This window comes from Variovorax sp. P1_H2 (genome assembly GCF_056405295.1).
The window spans coordinates 1-21,843 of sequence record NZ_JBFUCJ010000116.1 but is presented as its reverse complement, the minus strand read 5'-3'; the positions used below and the strand labels follow the sequence as shown (position 1 = coordinate 21,843).

Genomic DNA, 21,843 nt, shown 5'->3' with positions numbered 1-21,843 from the left:
GTGGCGGCCCAATGGCTGGAACGCCAGGGCAAGCCCTTCGACGACGCCGACGTCGACCGGCTCTACGAGATCTTCACGCCGATGAACGCGGCCATCGTGGCGGACTTTGCCGACTTCATTCCCGGTGCGGTCGAGATGGTCGACACCTTGCGCGCGCGCGGCCTGAAGATCGGTTCGACCACCGGCTACAACCGGCCGATCATGGACATCGTGACACCGATCGCGGCGGCCGGCGGCTACGTGCCGGACAACCTGGTCTGCGCCGGCGACCTGGCGGCGGGCCGGCCGAGCCCGCTGATGATGTATCGCAGTTTCGCCGACCTCGGCGTCTGGCCGCCGTCGACCGTGGTCAAGGTGGACGACACCGGCGTCGGCATCGAGGAGGGCGTGAATGCCGGCACCTGGACCGTCGGGCTGGCGGTCAGCGGCAATGCGGTCGGCCTGCCGCTGGCCGACTGGCAGGCACTCGACGCCGGACGCCAGCAGGAACTGCGCGCCGCCGCCACGGCGAAGCTCGAGGCCTCCGGTGCGCACTATGTGATCGACAGCGTGGCCGACCTGCTGCCGGTGCTGGAAGACATCGAGTCGAAGCTGGGGCAGGGCATCTTGCCCTGAGGCACGCATTCGGGTGGTCGCGGTTCAGTCGCTCAGGTCGGGGCGCTCGCGCAGGAAGCGCGCAAAGCGCGGCAGGCCGCTCGGGTTGGTGCCGTTGTAGCGGTAGGTCACCCAGCTGCCGATGGCCGGCGGGTTCTCGCGCTCGGCGTCGCTGAAGCCGCCGCCGAGCTTGAAGCGCTTGCCGTCGGTCGTCTCGACCCACAGCGCGCCCATCCGGCCGCCATGCTTGCCGCGGCCCGGTACGTAGGAGATCACGCGCGCATCGGCGTCGTCGAAGGGCTTGACCTTGACCAGGTCGCTGTTGCGTTCGGCCCGGTAGAGCGAGCCGCCCCGGTGCAGCATCAGGCCTTCGCCGCCCATCCGCACGGTCTTGTCGAGCAGGGCCTGCAGGTCATCGTGGGTGGTGGCGCGAAGTTGCGGAACCGGCACGATCCAGGGCGCTTCGGTGATCGGCAGCAGCTTGCGCAAGGCCGCGAGCCGGCTCGTGAAGTCGCCCGGCGCGGCCGGCAGATCGAAGACCATGAAGCGCATCTGGCGCCACGCGACATCGTTCGGCGTCTGGCTGCGCACGGTCGAGACCGCGTGTGCGAAGCGGCCGCGCCCGGCCCAGAGTTCGCCGTCCATCGGCACCGCCGGCAGCGCGGCGGTGAACCACGCCGGCGCCGCGATCCGCTCGCCGCCGCGGGTCCACAGCTGCTTGCCGTCCCAGTAGCCCCGCACGCCGTCGAACTTCTCGCTGACCCAGTAGTCCGCCAGCGACATGCCGGGGCGATACACCTCGGCCAGCATCAAGGGAGGCGCGGCATTGCCGGCCAGCGCGGTCGATGCCAGCGCGGCCAGCCCCGCCAGGACGAATGCCCGTCGATCCATCTTGTTCATTGACAAGTCCTCCCTGCCCAACCATCGCCAAGGCGCTGGCGCGCCCGATCGTCCGGAACGCGACTAGCCTTCCGACACTCCGCCCACCACCTGGCTGAAGCCGCCGTCCACATAGGTGATCTCGGCGGTCACGCCGCTCGCGAGATCGCTCAGCAGGAAGGCGGCGACATTGCCGACTTCCTCGATGGTCACGTTGCGGCGCATCGGCGCCACCTTCGAGATCGCCGACAGCAKCTTGCCGAAATCCTTGATGCCGCTKGCSGCCAGSGTCTTGATCGGGCCGGCGCTGATGCCGTTGACGCGCATGCCCTTGGGGCCGAGCGACTCGGCCAGGTAGCGCACCGAGGCTTCGAGCGAGGCCTTGGCCAGCCCCATGGTGTTGTAGTTGGGCAGGGCCCGGATCGCGCCCAGGTAGGTCAGCGTGAGCAGCGCCGACTTGTCGTTGAGGTAGGGCAGGGCCGCCTTGGCCATGGCCGGAAAGCTGTAGGCACTGATGTCGTGCGCGATCTTGAAGCCTTCGCGCGACAGGCCCTCCAGGAAGTCGCCGGCGATCGCCTCGCGCGGTGCGAAGCCGATGCTGTGGACGAAGCCATCGAAGGTGGGCCAGCTCTGGGCCAGGTCGGCGAACAGCTTGTCGATCTGGGCGTCGTCGCCGACATCGCAGTCGAACACCAGCTTGGAGTCGAAATCGGCCGCAAACTCGGTGATGCGGTCCTTGAAGCGCTCGCCGACGTAGCTGAAAGCCAGCTCGGCGCCTTGCGCATGGCAGGCCTTGGCGATGCCGTAGGCGATGGAGCGGTTGCTCAGAACGCCCGTGATCAGAAGTTTTTTGCCGGAAAGAAAGCCCATGGGACGACCTCGTGTAAATCTTGGGCAGAATTCTCGCATGCGGGTTTGGCTTCTTTTCGTGTTGGCGCTTTGCGCGGCGCCCTCCTGGGCGGCGCATGCCTACGCCCAGTTCGGCGACATCAAGTACCCGGCGGGGTTCACCCACTTCGACTATGTCAATCCGCAGGCGCCCAAGGGCGGCGAGATCCGCATGGTCCCGCCGACGCGGCCGACCAACTTCGACAAGTTCAATCCCTTCACGCTCAAGGGCACGGCACCGTACGGCATCGGCAACCTGATGTTCGAGAGCCTGTTGACGGGCAATTCGGAGGAGCCGACCACCGCCTACGGCCTCCTGGCGGAGGACGTAGCGGTCGCTGCGGACAAGAAGTCCGCCACCTTCAGGATCCATCCCAAGGCGCGTTTCAACGACGGCAGTCCGGTGCTGGCGGCGGACGTCGTGCACTCGTTCACCACGCTGACCAGCAAGCTGGCGGCCCCCCAGTTCAAGACGATCTATGCGGAAGTGAAGGGCATCAAGGCGGTCGACGAACGAACCGTGCGCTTCGATTTCAAGAGCCCCAATCCCGAGCTTCCGCTGGTGGTTGGCGGCATGCCGGTGTTCAGCCGGGCCTGGGGCGGCGGCAAGCCCTTCGATCAGATCACGACCGACCTGCCGATCGGCTCGGGGCCCTACAAGCTGGTGAACCGGCGCATGGGCCGGGACATCACTTACACGCGCGATCCGAACTACTGGGGGGCCGACCTGCCGGTGCGCAAGGGCTTCTTCAACTTCGACCGCGTCACCTACAGGATCTACCTGGACGACACGGCGCGCTTCGAGGGCCTCAAGGCCGGCGAGTACGACTTCATGCGCGAATTCACTTCGCGCAACTGGGCCCGCCAGTACAAGGGCAAGCAGTTCGAATCCGGCGAGCTCGTGAAACGCGCCTTCGAGAACAGGAACCCCGGTGATTTCCAGGGCTACGTCTTCAACGCGCGCAATCCGAAGTTCAAGGACATCCGGGTGCGTCAGGCGATCGGGCTCGCGGTGGATTTCGAGTGGCTCAACCGGCAGCTCTTCTACGGGCTGTACAAGCGCGTCGAGGGCTATTTCCCGAACAGCGAGTTTCACGCCGAAGGACTGCCGACGCCGGAAGAACTGGCGCTGCTCGAGCCCTTGCGCGACAAGCTGCGGCCCGAGGTCTTCGGCCCTGCCGTGGTCTCGCCGAGTACCGCGCCGCCGGGCAGCCTGCGCGAGAACCTGCGCAAGGCACGCGCCTTGCTGGCTGAAGCAGGGTGGGCCTATCGGGATGGCGCCTTGCGCGACGAGAAGGGCGAAATCTTCACGATCGAGTTTCTCAACGACCAGCCTTCGCTGATCCGCGTCGCGACGCCGTTCCAGTCGGCGCTGCAGAAGCTGGGCATCCAGATGACGTTTCGCACGGTCGACTTCTCGCTGGCCCAGCAGCGCATGGACAACTTCGAATTCGAGATGACGACCGTGCGCTTGCCGGGCAGCACGGCGCCGGGCGGCGAACTGCTCGAGCTGTTCGGCTCGGAGGCCGCCGCGACCCATGGCTCGCGAAACATCTGGGGCATCGCCGACCCTGCCGTGGATGCGCTGGTGCAAAAGGTCGTGAGCGCCACCACGCGTCCCGAACTCAGCGCCGCCATGCGTGCGCTGGACCGCGTCCTTTCCCACGGGTACTACTCGATTCCGCAGTACTACGGCGGTGCCTTCCTGATCGGCTACCATCCGAAGCCTTTCGTGCTGCCCCCCGTGATCCCACCCTACTACGACGCCCACGACTGGGCCATGAGCACCTGGTGGGCATCGCCCGCCAACAAGTAGGCAGGCGATGGTCAGCTACATCCTCAAACGCCTGCTGCTGATGGTGCCGACCCTGTTCGGCGTGCTGCTGTTGACCTTCGTCGTGATCCAGTTCGTGCCGGGGGGGCCGGTCGAGCAGATGGTGTCCCAGTTGCAGGGCCGCGATTCCGGTGGCGAGCGGGCCGCCGCGAGCGGCGCAGGCTATCGGGGGCGGCAAGGGCTCGATCCCCAGCGCATCGAGGAGATCAAGCAGCTCTACGGTTTCGACAAGCCGCCGCTCGAACGCTTCTGGCAAATGCTGAAGTCCTATGCGCACTTCGACCTGGGAACGAGTTTCTATCAACGCAAGGCCGTGTGGGACCTGGTCAAGGAAAAGATGCCGGTGTCGATCAGCCTGGGGCTGTGGACTTTCTTCATCAGCTACCTGATCGCCGTGCCGCTGGGCGTTGCCAAGGCGGTGAGGGCGGGCACGCGCTTCGACTTCCTGACCACGCTGCTGGTGCTGGTGGGCTATGCCATTCCGGGCTTCGTGCTGGGTGTCGCGCTGCTCGTGGTCTTCGGCGGGCAACTGCAGTGGTTTCCGCTCCGGGGCTTGACCTCGTCGGGCTGGGAGTCCATGGGCTGGGGCGCGAGAATCGTCGACTACCTCTGGCATATCGCGCTGCCCGTGACGGCGATGGTGCTCGGCAGCTTCGCCGTCACGGCCATGCTGACCAAGAACGCCTTCCTGGAGGAGATCCGCAAGCAGTACGTGCTGACCGCGCGCGCCAAGGGCCTGACCGAGCGCGAGGTGCTGTGGAAGCACGTGTTCCGCAACGCGCTGATCCCCATCGTCACGGGTTTCCCGGCGGCGTTCATCGGCGCCTTCTTCACGGGTTCCCTGCTGATCGAGACGCTGTTCTCGCTCGACGGCCTGGGCCTGCTGAGCTATGAGAGCGTGATCCGGCGGGACTATCCAGTGGTGCTGGGCACGCTCTACCTGTTCACGCTGATCGGGCTGGTGACCAAGCTGGTCAGCGATCTTTGCTACGTACTGGTGGACCCGAGGGTGAAGTTTGACTAGCGGCGGCGCCACGCTTTCGCCCGGCCGTCGTGCCTGGTTGCGCTTCAAGCGCAACCGGCTCGGCTACTGGAGCCTGGTCCTCTTCACGCTGCTGGTGGTGCTGAGCCTGTTCGCCGAAGGGCTCTCCACCGACAAGCCGCTGGTGGTGCGCTACGAAGGCCAGACCTACTTTCCGGTGTTGCGCGACTACTCGGAAAAGACCTTCGGCGGCGACTTCGAGACCCCGGCCGACTACCTCGATCCATTCATTCGCGAGCGCATCACCGCCGGCGCCAACTGGGCCCTCTACGCGCCGAATCCCTACGGCCCGAAGACGCTCAACTACTTCGCGAAATCCCCGAATCCGGCGGCGCCTTCGGCCGAAAATTTCCTCGGCAGCGACGACCGCGGCCGCGACCTGCTGGCGCAACTTATCTACGGTTTCCGGGTGAGCGTGCTGTTCGCCCTGGCGCTGACTTTCGTCGGCGTGGTGCTGGGCATCGTCACGGGCGCCATCCAGGGCTTCTTCGCCGGCAAGACCGACCTCGCGTTCCAGCGCTTCATCGAGGTCTGGGGTTCGATGCCCGAGCTCTACCTGCTGATCATCTTCAGCGCGATCTTTGCGCCCAGCGTCTCGCTGCTGCTGATCCTGCTGAGCCTGTTCGGCTGGATGGGCCTGTCCGACTACGTGCGCGCCGAGTTCCTGCGCAACCGACAGATGGACTACGTGCGCGCCGCGCGGGCGCTCGGCGTCGGCAACCTGCAGATCATGTGGAAGCACATCCTGCCCAACAGCATGACGCCGGTCGTGACCTTCCTGCCGTTCCGGATGAGCGCGGCGATCCTGGCGCTGACTTCGCTCGACTTCCTCGGCCTGGGCGTGCCGCCGGGCACGCCATCGCTCGGCGAACTGCTGAGCCAGGGCAAGGCCAACATCGATGCCTGGTGGATCTCGATGTCGACTTTCGGCGTGCTGGTGCTGACGCTGATGCTGCTCACTTTCATGGGCGATGCGCTGCGCGACGCGCTCGATCCGCGGAAGGCCGAACAATGAGCGCCGCCCGGCCGCCCGAAGGCGCTCGCACCGCAGTGCGAAGCACGGAGGTTGCCAGCGCCGCCCGGCCGCCCGAAGGCGCTCGCACCGCAGTGCGAAGCACGGAGGTTGCCTTATGAGCGAGGCACTCCTGAGCGTGCGCGGCCTGAGCGCCGCCTTCTCCGGCAAGGAAGTCGTGCACGGCATCGACTTCGATATCGCGCCGGGCGAGAAGCTTGCGCTGGTCGGCGAGTCGGGCTCCGGCAAGACGGTGACTGCCTTGAGCCTGCTGCGCCTGGCGCAGAACGCGCAGTTGTCGGGGCGCGCGACATTCGCAGGGGAGGGCGGCGGCGCGGTGCGCGAACTGCTGGCGCTGCCCGAGCGGCAATTGCGCGGCATCCGCGGCAAGGAGATCGCGATGATCTTCCAGGAGCCGATGACCGCGCTGAATGCGCTCTATCCGGTCGGCGACCAGATCGCCGAGGTGCTCGAGCTGCACCAGGGCCTGTCGGCGAGCGCGGCGCGCGAGGCGGCCGTGCAGTTGCTGGCCGACACCGGCATTCCCGAGCCGGCGCGGCGGGCGCGGGCGTTCCCGCACCAGCTCTCCGGCGGCCAGCGCCAGCGCGCGATGATCGCGATGGCCCTGGCCTGCAAACCGCGCCTGCTGATGGCCGACGAACCCACCACCGCGCTCGACGTCACCGTGCGCGCGCAAATCCTCGACCTGCTGACCGAACTGCAGCGCAAGCACGGCATGGCGGTGCTGCTGATCACGCACGACCTGAATCTGGTGCGCCGTTTTGCCGATCGCGTGGCCGTGATGGAGAACGGCCACCTCGTCGAGCAGGGCCCGGTGGCCGCGGTGTTCGATGCGCCGCGGCACCCCTACACGCGAAAGCTGATCGACAGCCGCCCGACCCGGGATGTCGCTCCGGTGGCGGTCGACCCGCAGGCGCCGCCGGTGCTCGAGGCCGCCGGGCTGCGCGTGATCTATCCGGTGCCGCGCCCCGGCATCAGGGGCTGGTTCACCAAGGGCGAGTTCGTGGCCGTGCAGGGCGCCGACTTCCGCATCGCGCCGGGCGAGACGCTCGGCGTCGTCGGTGAATCGGGATCGGGCAAGTCGACGCTGGCCCTGGCGGCGCTCGGGCTCCTGAAGCACCAGGGGCGTCTAGCCGTCGCGGGGCGGCAGTGGGCCGCGGGCGGCCGCAGCGACCGCGAACTGCGCCGGCTGATGCAGGTGGTCTTCCAGGATCCGTTCTCATCGCTGTCGCCGCGCATGACGGTCGAGCAGATCGTCGGCGAAGGCCTCACGGTGCATGCGCCGGAACTGGACGCCCGCGCCCGCCGCGACCGGGCATTGACCGCGCTGGCCGATGTCGGCCTGAGCGAGGCCCACTTTCCGTCGTTGCTCGACCGCTATCCGCACGAGTTCTCGGGCGGCCAGCGTCAGCGGCTGGCGATCGCGCGGGCCCTGATCGTCGACCCGAAGCTGCTGGTGCTCGACGAGCCGACCAGCGCGCTCGACGTCACGATCCAGAAGCAGGTGCTGGGCCTGCTGCAGAGGCTGCAGCGCGAGCGTGGGCTGAGCTACCTGCTGATCACCCACGACGTCGAGGTGATCCGGGCCATGGCGCACCAGGTCATCGTGATGAAGGACGGCGCCATTCTCGAATCGGGGCCGGTCGAGCGCGTGCTCGATGCCCCCGAGCATCCCTATACGCAGAAGCTGGTGGCCGCGGCCCTGGCAAGCTGAGACCTTGCGGGACAGACCAAGAAACTGCGCAGCGGTTTTTTGCTACAACAAAGGAATGAAATGTCGTTGATCGGCTACGACAGGCACGCAGCCTGGCGCGCTGCCCTGGCCTGCATGGTGACACTGGCCGTCGCCATGGGCCTCGGGCGCTTCGCCTTCACGCCGATGCTGCCGGTCATGCTGCACGAGGGCAAGCTCGAGCTGCAGGCCGGCGGCGTGCTGGCGTCGCTCAACTACCTGGGCTACTTCCTGGGTGCCGTCAGCTGCGCGGCGATCCGCGTCAAGCCCGCCAGCATGGTGCGTGGCGGCCTCGTCGCCACTGCGGCGCTGCTGCTCGGCATGGGCTTGCTGCAGGGATTCACGTGGTGGGGCGTGCTGCGCACCGCGGCGGGTGTCATGAGCGCCTGGACTTTCGTCTTCGCCTCCGGCTGGGGCCTGCGCCGCCTGGCGGAAACCGGCGCGCCGGCACTGGCCGGCGTGATCTACACCGGGCCCGGCATCGGGATCGCGGCGACCGGCCTGCTTGGCGGCGCACTGGGGCGCTGGGGTTCGGAGGCCGGCTGGATCGGCTTCGGCCTGCTGTCGCTGGCGCTGATCGCCGTGATCTGGCGCATTTTCGGCGATGGCGAATCGGCGCCGGCCGGCGCCTCGGCGGCGCCGAGCGCTGCACCATCGGCCGCCGCATCGGCGGTGGCGCGCCGCGACGCCCGCTGGCTGGTCGGCCTCTACGGCCTGGCGGGCTTCGGCTACATCATCACCGCGACCTTCCTGCCGGTGATCGCCCGGCAGGCGATGCCCGGCTCGCCGTGGCCGGACTTCTTCTGGCCGCTGTTCGGACTGGCGATCGTTCCCGGCGCGCTGATCGGTGCGCGGGCGCCGGTCCACTGGGACAATCGGCTGCTGCTCGCGGTCGCCTACGCGCTGCAGGCGTTCGGGGTCGTGCTGTCGGTGGCCTGGCCGACGATCTGGGGTTTCGGGCTCGGCAGCCTGCTGCTGGGCATGCCGTTCACGGCCATCACCCTTTTCGCGATGCGGGATGCGCGCCGGCTGCGCGGCAATGCGTCGGCCGGCCTGATCGGCTATGCGACCGCTTCCTACGGCGTCGGCCAGATCCTGGGCCCCCTGTTCGCCGCTCCGCTGGCCCAGCGGACCGGGTCGTTTGCCGTGCCCCTGCTGGTCGCCGCCGCGGCTCTGGCCGTCGGTGCGTTGCTTTTTGCAATGGTTTGGTGGCGTTCCGCAGCCGCCGAAACCGCCCGGAGGGCGTAGAAACCCCTGTTTCTGTAACGAATTTGGCATATAATTCGAGGCTCACGACCAAACGGGCGGGTACCAACCGCCCGTTTTTTATTGGTCGAAGCATTTTCGATGTCGCTGGCGGGCGGCGCGAAACGTTAAATGCCGCAGACCCGCGGCATCGGCTCGAATTCARAGGCGAACAAAGACACGTGGCATTGCAGCAGACAGTGGAACAAACCGTGGCCGGGCTCGGCTACGACCTGGTCGAGATCGAACGATCGGCCGGGGGATTGCTGCGCGTCACGATTGATTTGCCCTGGGCCGGCCCCAACTTGGAAGCGGCCGCCGCAGGAATGCCGGAGCCTTTCATCACGGTCGAGGATTGCGAGAAGGTCACGCGGCAGCTGCAGTTTGCGCTCGAGGTCGATGGCGCCGAATATAAGCGGCTCGAGGTGTCGTCGCCGGGTATCGACCGGCCGCTGCGCAACGAACAGGATTTCGAGCGTTTTGTCGGCGAAGTGATCGACATCACGCTGAAGGCGCCGATGGGTGCGGCGGCGGCGGGCCAGGTGGCTGCCAATCGCAAGAAATTTCGCGGCACGCTGGAGCGCGTCGCAGCCGCAGACGGTACTCCCGGATGGCAGATCGTCTGGAGCGAGGAGCCGGCCGCGAAGCCCGGCCAGAAGGTCAGCAAGAAGCGCGTGCCTGCCCCGTTGCAGGCACTGGGCTTTGCATTGGACGAGTTGCGCGAAGCGCGGCTCGCCCCGATAGTGGATTTCAATGGGCGCAGGCCAAAACCCGGCACCGCGGTGTCGGACTGAACGAGGAGAGTGGTGGCATGAATCGCGAAATGTTGATGTTGGTGGATGCGATCTCGCGCGAGAAGAACGTCGAACGCGACGTCGTCTTCGGCGCGGTCGAATCCGCCCTGGCGCAAGCCACCAAGAAGCTCTACCAGGGCGATGTGGACATTCGCGTCGCCGTCGACCGTGACAGTGGCGACTACGAGACCTTCCGCCGCTGGCACGTGGTTCCGGACGAAGCCGGCCTGCAGCTGCCCGACCAGGAAATCCTGCTGTTCGAAGCCAAGGAAGAAATGCCCGACATCGAGGTCGACGAGTACATCGAGGAATCGGTGGATTCGGTGCCGATCGGCCGCATCGGCGCCATGGCCGCCAAGCAGGTGATCCTGCAGAAGATCCGCGACGCCGAGCGCGAGATGCTGCTCAACGACTTCATGTCGCGCGGCGAGAGGATCTTCACCGGCACCGTCAAGCGCCTGGACAAGGGCGACATCATCGTCGAAGCGGGCAGGGTCGAAGGCCGCCTGCGCCGCAGCGAGATGATCGCCAAGGAAAACCTGCGCAACGGCGACCGCGTGCGGGCCATGATCATGGAGGTCGACCTGACCCTGCGCGGCGCGCCGATCATCCTGTCGCGCTCGGCGCCCGAGTTCATGATCGAGCTGTTCCGCCAGGAAGTGCCCGAGATCGAGCAGGGCCTGCTCGAAATCAAGAGCTGCGCCCGCGACCCCGGTTCGCGCGCCAAGATCGCGGTGCTCTCCCACGACAAGCGGGTCGACCCGATCGGCACCTGCGTCGGCGTGCGTGGCACCCGTGTCAACGCGGTGACCAACGAACTCGCCGGCGAGCGCGTCGACATCGTGCTGTGGAGCGAGGACCCGGCCCAGTTCGTGATCGGCGCCCTGGCGCCGGCCAACGTGTCGTCGATCGTGGTCGACGAAGAGAAACATGCAATGGACGTGGTGGTCGACGAGGAAAACCTCGCGATCGCGATCGGCCGTGGCGGCCAGAACGTGAGGCTCGCCTCCGACCTGACCGGCTGGAAGATCAACATCATGGACGCCAACGAGTCGGCCCAGAAGCAGGCGACCGAAACCGATGCCAGCCGCAAGCTGTTCATGGAGAAGCTCGACGTCGACGAGGAAATCGCCGACATCCTGATCTCCGAAGGTTTCACCAGCCTCGAGGAAGTGGCCTACGTGCCGATCTCCGAGCTGCTCGAGATCGAGAGCTTCGACGAAGACACCATCAACGAGCTGCGTTCGCGCGCCAAGGATGCGTTGTTGACGGCGGAGATCGCCCGTGAAGAGGACGTCGAGAGCGTTTCGCAGGATCTGCGCGACCTCGCCGGCCTCGACCCGGCCCTGATTCCCAAATTGGCCGAGGCGGGTGTGCACACCCGTGACGACCTGGCCGACCTCGCGGTCGATGAACTCACCGAAATCACCGGCCAAAGCGCCGATGAGGCCAAGAACCTGATCTTGAAAGCCCGCGAACATTGGTTCGCCGGCCAAGAGTGACGGTCATGGAGGCACGAAACCAATATGTCCAGTACCACTGTCGCCGAGTTCGCGAACGAACTCAAGAAGACTCCCGAAACCTTGCTTGACCAGCTCAAGAGCGCAGGCGTGCCCAAGCAGGCCGTCACCGACGCGCTCAGCGAGGCCGACAAGCAGCGCCTGCTCGGCTTCCTGAAGGCCAGCCACGGCACGGTCGAGCCCGAGCGCAAGAAGATCACGCTGACCAAGAAGTCGACCAGCGAGATCAAGCAGGCCGACGCCACCGGACGCGCCCGCACCATCCAGGTCGAAGTGCGCAAGAAGCGAACCTTCATCCAGCGCGACGAGGGCCATCCCGCCGTGCCGGAGGCGAGCGCAGCCGCCGAGGCCGAGGCGCCCGCCGCTGCAGCGCCCGCAGCACCCCGGATCGACGAAGCCGAGCTCGCCCGCCGCGAGGAAGACGCCCGCCGCCAGGCCGAATTGATCCGCCGCCAGGAAGAAGAACTGGCCGAGAAGCGCCGCCTGCGCGAAGAAACCGAAGCCCGCGAGCGCGAGAAGCTCGAGCGCGCCGAGCGTGCCGAGCAGGAGGCGAAGGCCGCCAGCAAGAAGGCGGCCGAGGCCGCCGCGGCCGCCACCGTGACCGAAGGTGCGCCCGAAGCGCCTGAAGAGGCCCCGGCCGTGACCGACCGCAAGGCGGCTGCCGAGGCGGCCGCGACGCAGGCCAAGGACGATGCCAAGGCCAAGGCCGCCGCCGAATCGAAGGCCCGCGCCGACGAGGAAGCCGCCCGTGCCAAGGACCTCGACGAACGCCGCCGCAAGGCGCTGGCCGAGGCCGAGGCCATCCGCGCCATGATGAATGCACCGGCGCGCGTGCTGGTGCCGCACAAGGCGCCCGAGAAGCCGGCGCCCGAGAAGGCGGCCGTCAAGGGCACGCTGCACAAGCCGACCGCACCGCCGGCCCGGCCGGGTGCGCCCGCTGCACCGGGCACCGCTGCCGCGCCCGGCGCCGGCGCCGGCAAGGAAGTCAAGTCCGCCAAGCTCTCCTCGAGCTGGGCTGGCGACACGGCCAAGAAGAAGGAAATCAAGACCCGCGGCGATGCCAGCGGCGGTGTCGGCCGCGGCAACTGGCGCGGAGGCCCGCGTGGCCGTCGCGGCAACGATCGCGGAGGCCACGAAGAGCGCATGCCGGCGGCACCGGTCGAGGCGCGCATCCTCGAAGTGCACGTGCCCGAAACCATCACGGTGTCGGAGCTCGCGCACAAGATGGCCGTCAAGGCGGGCGAGGTCATCAAGCAACTGATGAAGCTCGGCCAGATGGCGACCATCAACCAGTCGCTCGACCAGGACACCGCGATGATCATCGTGGAGGAAATGGGCCACAACGCGGTGGTCGCCGCGCTCGACGACCCGGAAGCCTTCACCGACGACGACGTGTCGGCTCAGCAGGCCGAAGCCCTGCCGCGCGCTCCGGTCGTGACCGTCATGGGCCACGTCGACCACGGCAAGACCTCGCTGCTGGACTACATCCGCCGCGCCAAGGTGGCCGCGGGCGAAGCCGGCGGCATCACGCAGCACATCGGGGCGTACCACGTCCTGACAGACCGCGGCATGGTGTCCTTCCTCGACACCCCGGGCCACGAGGCGTTCACCGCCATGCGTGCCCGCGGTGCGCAGGCCACCGACATCGTGATCCTGGTGGTTGCGGCCGACGACGGCGTCATGCCGCAGACCAAGGAAGCCATCAAGCACGCGAAGGCGGCGGGTGTGCCGATCGTGGTCGCGATCAACAAGATCGACAAGGCCGATGCCAACCTCGACCGCGTCAAGCAGGAGCTGGTCGCCGAAGAAGTCGTGCCTGAAGAGTACGGCGGCGATGTGCCCTTCGTGCCGGTCTCCGCCAAGACGGGGCAGGGCGTCGACAGCCTGCTCGAGCAGGTGCTGCTGCAGGCCGAAGTGCTGGAACTCAAGGCGCCGGTCGATGCCGCCGCCAAGGGCCTGGTCATCGAAGCCCAGCTCGACAAGGGCCGCGGCCCGGTGGCGACGGTGCTGGTCCAGTCCGGCACCCTCAAGACCGGCGACGTGGTGCTGGCCGGCTCGACCTATGGCCGCGTGCGCGCCATGATCGACGAGGACGGCAAGACCATCAAGTCGGCGGGTCCGTCGATCCCGGTCGAGATCCAGGGCCTGACCGAAGTGCCTCAAGCGGGCGACGAGTTCATGGTGATGGCCGACGAGCGCCGTGCGCGCGAGATCGCCACCTACCGGGCCGGCAAGTTCCGCAACACCAAGCTGGCGAAGGCCYAGGCCGCGAACCTGCAGAACATGTTCACCGACCTCTCGGCCGGCGAAGTGCAGACGCTGCGGATCATCATCAAGGCCGACGTCCAGGGTTCGCAGGAAGCACTGGCGCAATCGCTGCTCAAGCTGGCGACCGAAGAGGTCAAGGTGCAGATGGTGTACGCCGGAGTCGGCGGCATCAGCGAGAGCGACATCAACCTCGCGATCGCCTCGAAGGCCATCGTGATCGGCTTCAACGTGCGGGCCGATGCCGGTGCGCGCAAGCTGGCCGAGAGCAACGGCGTTCAGCTGCACTACTACAGCATCATCTATGACGCTGTGGACGACATCAAGGTCGCGATGTCCGGCATGCTGGCCCCCGAGCGGCGCGAAGAGATCATCGGCTCGGCCGAGATCCGCACCGTGTTCGTGGCCTCCAAGATCGGTACGGTCGCGGGTTGTATGGTCACCTCGGGCTCGGTCAACCGCAGCGCGCATTTCCGCCTGCTGCGCGACAACGTCGTGATCTACACCGGCGAAGTCGACTCGATCAAGCGCCTCAAGGACGACGTCCGCGAAGTGCGCGAAGGCTTCGAGTGCGGTATCAAGCTCAAGAACTACAACGATATCAAAGAGGGCGATCACCTCGAGTTCTTCGAGATCAAGGAAATCGCCCGGACGCTGTAAGCGACCGAAGCGAAACTGGCCATGCCCAAACGAAAAGCCGCAGCCCCGAACCGCGCCTTCAAGGTGGCCGATCAGATCCAGCGCGATCTGACGGAACTGATCGCGCGCGAGCTCAAGGACCCGCGGGTGGGCATGGTCACGATCCAGGCGGTCGAGGTCACGCCCGACTACGCGCACGCGAAGGTCTTCTTCAGCCTGCTCGTGGGCGACCCGGTCGAGACCACCGAGGCGCTGAACCAGGCCGCGGGCTTCCTGCGCAACGGCCTGTTCAAGCGCCTGCACATCCACACGGTGCCGACCCTGCACTTCCAGTTCGACCGCACGACCGAACGTGCGGCCGACATGAATGCGCTGATCGCGCAGGCCGTCGCTTCTCGTTCCAAAGACGACTGAAGATGAACGCGCCACGCACACGGGTGCAGCGGCGCCCTGTGCATGGGGTGTTGCTGCTCGACAAACCGCTGGGGCTCTCCAGCAACCAGGCCTTGCAGAAGGCCAAGTGGTTGCTGCGCGCCGAAAAGGCGGGCCACACCGGCACCCTCGATCCGCTCGCGACCGGCGTCCTGCCGCTGTGCTTCGGTTCGGCGACCAAGTTCAGCCAGCTCCATCTCGACGCCGACAAGACCTATGAGGCGAGCGCGCGCCTGGGCGTGAAGACCGCCACCGGCGATGCCGAGGGCGATGTCATCGCCGAGCGGGCCGTCGCCGTGAGCGCGGAGGATCTGGCGCGCGTGCAGGCCCGGTTCACCGGCCCGATCCGCCAGCTGCCGCCGATGCACAGCGCGCTCAAGAAGGACGGCCGCGCGCTGTACGAGTACGCGCGCGAAGGCATCGAGATCGAACGCGCACCGCGCGATGTCGTGATCTACAGGCTGGCCCTGGCGGCGCTGTCGGACATCGATTTCCGCATCGAGGCGACCGTCAGCAAGGGCACCTACATTCGCACGCTCGGCGAGGACATCGGCGAGGCACTGGGTTGTGGCGCCCATCTGACTTCGCTGCGCCGCACCGCGACCGGCGGTTTCGAAGTTTCGCAATGCGTGACCCTCGAGGCCCTCGAAGCCATGAACGAGGACGAGCGGCTGGCCTGCCTGCTGCCGACCGAGGCCCTGGTGGCCGATCACACGCGCGTCACGCTCGGCGCCGAAGATGCCGGGCGCTTCCTGTCCGGGCTGCGCCGGCGCGGCAACTGGGCCGATGCGCCCGCCGTAGCCGTGTTCGGCAACCAGCCGGAAGCCTTCCTGGGCACGGCCCACGTCAAGGCCGGCGAACTGATCCCGGGGCGGCTGCTGAGCCCCATCGAAATCCAGCAGACATTACTTTTGACCGAAGCGACACCATGACCCAACAGATTCGCAATATCGCCATCATCGCCCACGTGGACCATGGCAAGACCACGATGGTCGACCAGCTGCTGCGCCAGTCCGGCACCTTCGCCGAGCACGAGAAAGTGGTCGACACCGTGATGGACAACAACGCGATCGAAAAAGAGCGCGGCATCACCATCCTGGCCAAGAACTGCGCCGTGACCTGGAAGGGCACGCACATCAACATCGTCGACACCCCSGGCCACGCSGACTTCGGCGGTGAAGTSGAGCGCGCGCTGWSCATGGTCGACGGCGTGGTGCTGCTGATCGAYGCSCAGGAAGGCCCSATGCCCCAGACSCGCTTCGTGACCAAGAAGGCRCTKGCCCTSGGYCTCAAGCCGATCCTGGTGGTGAACAAGGTCGACAAGCCCGGCGCCCGCCCCGACTACGTGGTGAATGCCGCCTTCGACCTGTTCGACAAGCTCGGCGCGACCGACGAACAACTCGATTTCCCGGTGGTCTATGCCTCGGGCATCAACGGCTGGTCGTCGCTCGAAGAAGGCGGCCAGGGCGAGCAGTGGGGCCCCGACATGTCGGCCCTGTTCGACACCATCCTGAATCACGTGCCGTCGCAAAAGGGTGACCCCAACGCGCCGCTGCAGCTGCAGATCTCCGCCCTCGACTTCTCGACCTTCGTCGGCCGCATCGGCGTCGGCCGCATCAGCCAGGGCACCATCAAGCCCATGATGGACGTGGTGGTGATGGAAGGTCCGGACGGCAAGGCCATCAAGGGCCGAGTCAACCAGGTGCTGACCTTCCAGGGCCTGGAGCGCGTGCAGGCCACCGAGGCCGGCCCGGGCGAGATCGTGCTGATCAACGGCATCGCCGACATCGGCATCGGCGTCACCGTGACCGACCCGGCGAACCCGGCACCGCTGCCGATGTTGAAGGTCGACGAGCCGACGCTGACGATGAACTTCTGCGTCAACACCAGCCCGCTGGCCGGCCGTGAAGGCAAGTACGTCACCAGCCGCCAGATCTGGGACCGCCTGCAGAAGGAACTGCAACACAACGTGGCGTTGCGCGTGAGCGAGACCGACGAGGAAGGCATCTTCGAGGTCATGGGCCGCGGTGAACTGCACCTGACCATCCTGCTGGAGAACATGCGCCGCGAAGGCTTCGAGATGGCCGTGTCCAAGCCGCGCGTGGTGTTCCGCGAGATCAACGGCGAGAAGCACGAGCCGATCGAACTGGTCACGGCCGACATCGAGGACCAGCACCAGGGCGGCGTGATGCAGGCGCTGGGCGAACGCAAGGGCGAACTGGTCAACATGGAACCGGACGGCCGCGGCCGCGTGCGCCTCGAGTACCGCATTCCGGCGCGGGGCCTGATCGGCTTCACCAACGAATTCCTGAACCTGACGCGCGGCTCGGGCCTGATCTCGAACATCTTCGACCGCTACGAACCCTTCAAGGGCGAGATCGGCAGCCGCAAGAACGGCGTGCTGATCTCGATGGACGACGGCGAGATCTTCACCTACGCGCTGGGCAAGCTGGACGACCGCGGCCGCATGTTCGTGCGCGCCAACGACCCGGTGTACGAGGGCATGATCGTCGGCATCCACAGCCGCGACAACGATCTGGTGGTCAACGCCACCCGCACCAAGCAGCTGACCAACTTCCGCGTCTCGGGCAAGGAAGACGCGATCAAGATCACGCCGCCGATCGAGCTCACGCTCGAATACGGCGTCGAGTTCATCGAGGACGACGAGCTGGTCGAGATCACGCCCAAGAGCGTGCGCCTGCGCAAGCGCTACCTGAAGGAACACGAGCGCAAGCGCGCTTCGCGCGAATAAGTCCGCCAGCGATGCGAAGACGTGGGTCCAGGCCGGCGCCGGGCCGCCCCAAGGCGGCCTGCGGCCCCCTCGGGGGGCAGCGACCACACGCAGTGGGGAGCGTGGGGGCCAGGTTGACCCACGGCAGGGCCGTGTGGCTGATGGTCGGCGTCACGCTGATGTGGGCCACGGCCGGCGTCGTCACGCGGCACCTCGAGCATGCGCGCAGCTTCGAGGTGACGTTCTGGCGCAGCTTCTTCACCTTGGCGTCGCTGGTCGTGATCCTGCCGCTGTGGCAGGGCCGCGCGGTGTTCGCCAAGGTCCGCAAGGGCGGCCGCGCATTCTGGATCTCCGGCGTCTGCTGGAGCGTGATGTTCACGGCCTTCATGGTCGCGCTCACGCTCACCAGCGTCGCCAACGTGCTGGTGACCATGGCGCTGGGGCCGTTGCTGACGGCGCTGGGTGCGAGGATCTTCATCGGCCACCGGCTGCCGGCGCGCACCTGGGCCGCCATCGTGGTCGCCGGCCTCGGCATCGGCTGGATGTACGGCACCCAGCTCGGCGAGGGGCAACTGCTGGGCACGCTGGTGGCGCTGTGCGTGCCGCTGGCCGGCGCCTGCAACTGGACCGTGGTGCAGCATGCCCACGCCGAGGGCAACGACATCGACCTGGTGCCCGCAGTGCTGATCGGCGCGGTGATCTCCTCGCTGGTCACGCTGCCGCTGGCCTGGCCCTTCCAGGCCAATGCCCACGACCTCGGCCTGCTGGCCTTTCTCGGGCTGTTCCAGCTGGCCATTCCCTGTGTTCTGTCGGTCCTGTGCGCCCGCGTGCTCAAGGCGCCCGAGGTGGCGCTGCTGGCCCTGCTCGAAGTGATCTTCGGCATCGCGCTGGCCTGGATCGGGGCCGGCGAGGAGCCGGAGCCTGCCGTGCTGACCGGCGGTGCGCTGGTGATCGGCGCGCTGGTCTTCAACGAATGGCTGGGATTGCGCGATCGGCGCGAAGCCTCCCGCCAGGCGCTGCCGACGGCGCATTGAGCTGGCCCCACGCCCCGGTCTCAGCCGCCAATGAAAAAGGCCGGCGCATGCGGCCGGCCTTCTCTGTCGACGCGCCCGTTGGGCGCGTCGGCCGCCTCGCTCAGGGGCGCGCCACCTTCCAGACGCCGTTGAAGCCGTCACCGGTCTTGTCGCCGGCCTTGGTGTCCTTCGACCAGTAGTAGAGCGGAGCGCCTTTGTAGGCCCACTGCTTGGTGCCGTCGTCGCGCGCGATGATCGTGTAGGGGCCCATCGGCTTGGCGGTGTCGGCCACCTTCAGTGCCGGCCAGGCGACGATGCAGGGTCCGTTGCAGACCGACTTGCCGCTGCCGACGACGTCGCGATCGAAGGTGTAGAGCGTCATGCCGGTCGGGCCGATCAGGACGCCGTCGGCGGTGCGGGTCGGCGTGTCCGGCGCCTTGCCGGACATGCTGCCGCAGCCGGCGAGCAGGGCGACGGCAAGAATCGAGGCGCTGAGCAGTTTCATGAAGTTTTCTCCTTCGGTTAAAAAAATGGAATGCAGCCCGGACAGTCTAGCTGCCGGCACTTTCGAGTTGACGGTAGACCGCGGTGGCGAGGCCCAGCAAGGCATCGCGCGGGAGTGCGCCCGCCAGAGCGTAGCCGAAGCCGCGGTCGACCCAGTAGAAACTCGGCACCGGGCCTTCCGTCGTGAAACGGAAGGCGGTTTCGCCGGAAYCTGACGCGCTCGCCTCGTCCAGGCTGCCGATGTAGAGCGTCACCCTGTCGCCGCCGGCCCTTTCGAACATGAACTGCGCCCTGGGCCCCTGGTTGCCCGGCAGCAGCCGGCCACCGACCAGCGTATAGCCCTGGGCCGACAGGTCGGGCAGCTTCAGCGGCCGGTCGAGCCGCCTGGAGAGCCACTGCACCAGGTGCTGCTGCTCGGCGGCGGCCACTTCCACCGGGTGCCGCTTCTCGGGCGAGTAGACCGCGTGGGCCACGGCCGCCGCGTGCACGAACTCCCGGGCTGCCGGTGCGGCACGGGCCAGGCGCGACGGGTCGCCGTTCGCACGCAGCCATTGCGCATTGCCGATCCAGCCGGCACCGAAGGCGACCGCGACGGCGGCCGCCATGCCGCCCCAGCGCAGCCAGCGGGCGTCGGCCGCGTGCCGCCCACCCGCCATGCCCGCGGCCTCCAGCAGCATCGGCGGGACCGGCTCGTCGAGCAGCTCGCGATGCAGCTGGCGCAGGGCGTCGCGCTGCGCCTGCCAGGCGTGCAGGTCTTCGTCGGAGGGGGGCGGCGGGGTGTTCATGGTGTGCCCGGTTACTTGAGGCGGCGCAGCGCGGCGCGGCCGGAGGTCGGCGGCGCTTCGTCCATCAGGGCCTGCAGGCGGGTGCGCGCCCGCGACAGGCGCGACATCACGGTGCCGGCAGGAATGCCGAGCACCCTCGCGACCTGGTCGTACGAAAGGTCCTCGAGCGCGACCAGCAGCAGCACCGCGCGCTGGTCCTCCGCCAGCAGCAGCAGGCAGCGCTGCAGGTCGATCGCCTGGTCTCGCTGCGAATCGGGCGCGCGCAATTCGTGCGCAGCGTCGTCGATATCGACGACGACTGCGCGTGCCGGCGCCCGCCGCAGCTGGCTGGCGAACTGGTTGTGCATGATCGTGAAGAGCCAGGCCCGCAGGTCGGTCCCCAGGCTCCAGAGCCGCCATTTGCTGCAGGCGCGCTCCAGCGTGTCCTGCACCAGGTCGTCGGCGGCCCAGGCGTCGCCGGTCAGCGCGCGCGCATAGCGCCGCAGGCTCGGGATGTGGKGGACGAGGGCGCGTGGATCCATGGACGATGTACCTGATGCACGAACGCCGCCGGCGGGGCGTTTATTCCACCGCCCCCGAAAAAAACTTCCTCAACGGCTGCGGCTCTTCATGGCGCGCTCGACCTCGCGCTTGCCTTCGCGGTCCTTGATCGTGTCGCGCTTGTCGTGCTCGGCCTTGCCCTTGGCCAGCGCGATCTCGCACTTGACCTTGCCGGCCTTCCAGTGGAGGTTGAGCGGCACCAGCGTATAGCCCTTCTGCTCGACCTTGGCCGTAAGCCGGCGGATCTGCTCCTTGTGCAGCAGCAGCTTCTTGGTGCGCACCGAATCCGGCGTGACGTGCGTGGACGCCGAACGCAGCGGATTGATCTGGCAGCCGATCACGAACAGCTCGCCGTCGCGGATGACGACGTAGCCATCGGTCAGCTGCACCTTGCCCTCGCGCAGCGACTTGACCTCCCAGCCTTCGAGCACCATCCCGGCCTCGAAACGCTCTTCGAAGAAATAGTTGTACGCGGCCTTCTTGTTGTCGGCGATGCGGGAGGAGGGGTCTTGCTTCTTTTTCGTGGCCATGGTGTTTCAGGTGAGGGCTGCATGGCTTCAATACAATCCGTCGCGCACGCGGTGCCGATTCTATGAAAACAGTCCACAAGTCCGTTCTTATCTGGTACAGCGCCGACGAGATGTATGCGCTCGTCACCGATGTGGCGAAGTATCCCGAGTTCCTGCCGTGGTGCGATCGCTCGAAAGTCGTCGAGGCGAGCGAACACGGCATGACCGCCGAGGTCGGCCTCGCGTTCAGCGGCTTCCACCAGAGCTTCACCACCCGAAACACCCATGTGCCGGGCCGCGAGGTGCACCTGAAGCTGGTCGACGGGCCGTTCTCGAACCTCGATGGGGTCTGGACCTTCACCCCGGTCGGAGAAGACGGCGAGCGGGCCTGCCGGGTCGAGCTCAACCTGAGCTACGGCTTCAGCAACTTCGCGCTCCAGGCGCTGGTCGGCCCGGTGTTCGACAAGATCGCCTCGAACCTGGTGGAGGCTTTCGTGAAGCGCGCCGAGCAGGTCTACGGCGTCTCGTGATGCCGAGGGTCACCGTCGCCTGTTCGCCGCGGCCGCGCGAGGTCTTCGAGCAGGTGCTCGAAGTCGCGCAAGGCGCGACGGTGCGCGAGGTGGTGGTCGCCAGCGGCCTGCCGCAGGCGTTGCCGGGACTGGACTGGCAGGCGCTGACGCCGGGGATCTGGGGCCGGGCGGTCGAATGGACCCGCTGCGTGAGCGACCTCGACCGCGTCGAGCTGTGCCGTCCGCTCGCAGTGGACCCAAAGGTGGCGCGGCGCGAGCGATTCCGCCAGCAGGGCGCGCGCGGGACCGGATTGTTCGCGAACCGGCGCAAGGGCGGCAAGGCGGGGTACTAGGG

General features: G+C 67.3%; 21 protein-coding genes. 15 read left to right on the top strand and 6 right to left on the bottom strand.

Going from position 1 to position 21,843, the window contains the following annotated elements:
- On the top strand, positions 1-615 hold a 615-nt coding region (gene phnX / locus AC1D2E_RS28800), incomplete at its 5' end, for a phosphonoacetaldehyde hydrolase (RefSeq protein ID WP_478200565.1).
- 24 nt (positions 616-639) lie between these two features.
- On the opposite strand, the gene AC1D2E_RS28795 is transcribed toward phnX, so the two are convergent.
- Together AC1D2E_RS28795 and fabI are read right to left on the bottom strand one after the other, a co-directional pair.
- A complete protein-coding gene (locus tag AC1D2E_RS28795) occupies positions 640-1,485 on the bottom strand; it encodes a DNA ligase (protein ID WP_478200567.1) in 846 nt (281 codons plus the stop codon).
- Positions 1,486-1,557: 72 nt separating this feature from the next.
- A complete protein-coding gene (fabI, locus tag AC1D2E_RS28790; protein WP_478200564.1) occupies positions 1,558-2,343 on the bottom strand; it encodes an enoyl-ACP reductase FabI in 786 nt (261 codons plus the stop codon).
- Positions 2,344-2,380: 37 nt separating this feature from the next.
- On the opposite strand from fabI, the gene AC1D2E_RS28785 reads away from it, so the two are divergent.
- The 12 genes from AC1D2E_RS28785 to AC1D2E_RS28730 all read left to right on the top strand — a co-directional run bounded on the left by AC1D2E_RS28785 (position 2,381) and on the right by AC1D2E_RS28730 (position 18,662).
- Entirely contained in the window at positions 2,381-4,177 is a 1,797-nt protein-coding gene (locus tag AC1D2E_RS28785) for an extracellular solute-binding protein (protein ID WP_478200563.1), read from the top strand.
- A gap of 7 nt (positions 4,178-4,184) precedes the next feature.
- Entirely contained in the window at positions 4,185-5,219 is a 1,035-nt protein-coding gene (locus AC1D2E_RS28780; RefSeq protein ID WP_478200562.1) for a microcin C ABC transporter permease YejB, read from the top strand.
- On the top strand, positions 5,212-6,252 hold the full coding sequence (locus AC1D2E_RS28775) for an ABC transporter permease (RefSeq protein WP_478200561.1): 1,041 nt from the start codon (positions 5,212-5,214) through the stop codon (positions 6,250-6,252). Before AC1D2E_RS28780 ends, AC1D2E_RS28775 begins: the two co-directional genes overlap by 8 nt.
- 115 nt (positions 6,253-6,367) lie before the next feature.
- The gene (locus tag AC1D2E_RS28770; protein ID WP_478200560.1) at positions 6,368-7,984 is read left to right on the top strand and encodes an ABC transporter ATP-binding protein; all 1,617 of its coding nucleotides are present in this window, start codon (positions 6,368-6,370) and stop codon (positions 7,982-7,984) included.
- Between the two features lie 60 nt (positions 7,985-8,044).
- Positions 8,045-9,250, top strand: a complete 1,206-nt coding sequence (locus AC1D2E_RS28765; protein ID WP_478200559.1) for a YbfB/YjiJ family MFS transporter — start codon at positions 8,045-8,047, stop codon at positions 9,248-9,250.
- A 179-nt stretch (positions 9,251-9,429) separates the two neighbouring features.
- The gene (gene rimP, locus AC1D2E_RS28760; RefSeq protein ID WP_478200558.1) at positions 9,430-10,041 is read left to right on the top strand and encodes a ribosome maturation factor RimP; all 612 of its coding nucleotides are present in this window, start codon (positions 9,430-9,432) and stop codon (positions 10,039-10,041) included.
- A 17-nt stretch (positions 10,042-10,058) separates the two neighbouring features.
- Entirely contained in the window at positions 10,059-11,543 is a 1,485-nt protein-coding gene (gene nusA / locus AC1D2E_RS28755) for a transcription termination factor NusA (protein ID WP_478200557.1), read from the top strand.
- Positions 11,544-11,567: 24 nt separating this feature from the next.
- Positions 11,568-14,486 carry a translation initiation factor IF-2 gene (gene infB, locus AC1D2E_RS28750; protein ID WP_478200556.1) on the top strand — a complete coding sequence of 973 codons (2,919 nt, stop codon included), beginning with the start codon at positions 11,568-11,570 and terminating at the stop codon, positions 14,484-14,486.
- A gap of 21 nt (positions 14,487-14,507) precedes the next feature.
- The gene (gene rbfA / locus AC1D2E_RS28745; protein ID WP_093107543.1) at positions 14,508-14,879 is read left to right on the top strand and encodes a 30S ribosome-binding factor RbfA; all 372 of its coding nucleotides are present in this window, start codon (positions 14,508-14,510) and stop codon (positions 14,877-14,879) included.
- 2 nt (positions 14,880-14,881) lie between these two features.
- Positions 14,882-15,829, top strand: a complete 948-nt coding sequence (gene truB / locus AC1D2E_RS28740; protein ID WP_478200555.1) for a tRNA pseudouridine(55) synthase TruB — start codon at positions 14,882-14,884, stop codon at positions 15,827-15,829.
- A complete protein-coding gene (gene typA / locus AC1D2E_RS28735; protein WP_478200554.1) occupies positions 15,826-17,649 on the top strand; it encodes a translational GTPase TypA in 1,824 nt (607 codons plus the stop codon). The genes truB and typA overlap by 4 nt, the downstream gene beginning before the upstream one ends.
- A gap of 140 nt (positions 17,650-17,789) precedes the next feature.
- Entirely contained in the window at positions 17,790-18,662 is an 873-nt protein-coding gene (locus AC1D2E_RS28730; protein WP_478200566.1) for a DMT family transporter, read from the top strand.
- A gap of 100 nt (positions 18,663-18,762) precedes the next feature.
- Here AC1D2E_RS28730 and AC1D2E_RS28725 read toward each other — a convergent pair whose 3' ends face one another.
- From AC1D2E_RS28725 to smpB, 4 genes are all read right to left on the bottom strand, one after another.
- On the bottom strand, positions 18,763-19,146 hold the full coding sequence (locus tag AC1D2E_RS28725; RefSeq protein ID WP_478200553.1) for a COG4315 family predicted lipoprotein: 384 nt from the start codon (positions 19,144-19,146) through the stop codon (positions 18,763-18,765).
- 46 nt (positions 19,147-19,192) lie between these two features.
- Positions 19,193-19,930 carry an anti-sigma factor family protein gene (locus tag AC1D2E_RS28720; RefSeq protein WP_478200552.1) on the bottom strand — a complete coding sequence of 246 codons (738 nt, stop codon included), beginning with the start codon at positions 19,928-19,930 and terminating at the stop codon, positions 19,193-19,195.
- Positions 19,931-19,941: 11 nt separating this feature from the next.
- Entirely contained in the window at positions 19,942-20,451 is a 510-nt protein-coding gene (locus tag AC1D2E_RS28715; RefSeq protein WP_478200551.1) for a sigma-70 family RNA polymerase sigma factor, read from the bottom strand.
- Positions 20,452-20,520: 69 nt separating this feature from the next.
- Positions 20,521-21,000 (bottom strand): SsrA-binding protein SmpB, encoded by a 480-nt coding sequence (gene smpB, locus AC1D2E_RS28710; protein WP_478200550.1) that lies wholly within the window; start codon positions 20,998-21,000, stop codon positions 20,521-20,523.
- Positions 21,001-21,062: 62 nt separating this feature from the next.
- On the opposite strand from smpB, the gene AC1D2E_RS28705 reads away from it, so the two are divergent.
- Positions 21,063-21,509, top strand: coding sequence for a type II toxin-antitoxin system RatA family toxin (locus tag AC1D2E_RS28705; protein ID WP_478200549.1), 447 nt, complete (start codon positions 21,063-21,065; stop codon positions 21,507-21,509).
- Positions 21,509-21,841, top strand: a complete 333-nt coding sequence (locus tag AC1D2E_RS28700; RefSeq protein ID WP_478200548.1) for an RnfH family protein — start codon at positions 21,509-21,511, stop codon at positions 21,839-21,841. Before AC1D2E_RS28705 ends, AC1D2E_RS28700 begins: the two co-directional genes overlap by 1 nt.
- Positions 21,842-21,843 lie beyond the last annotated feature (2 nt).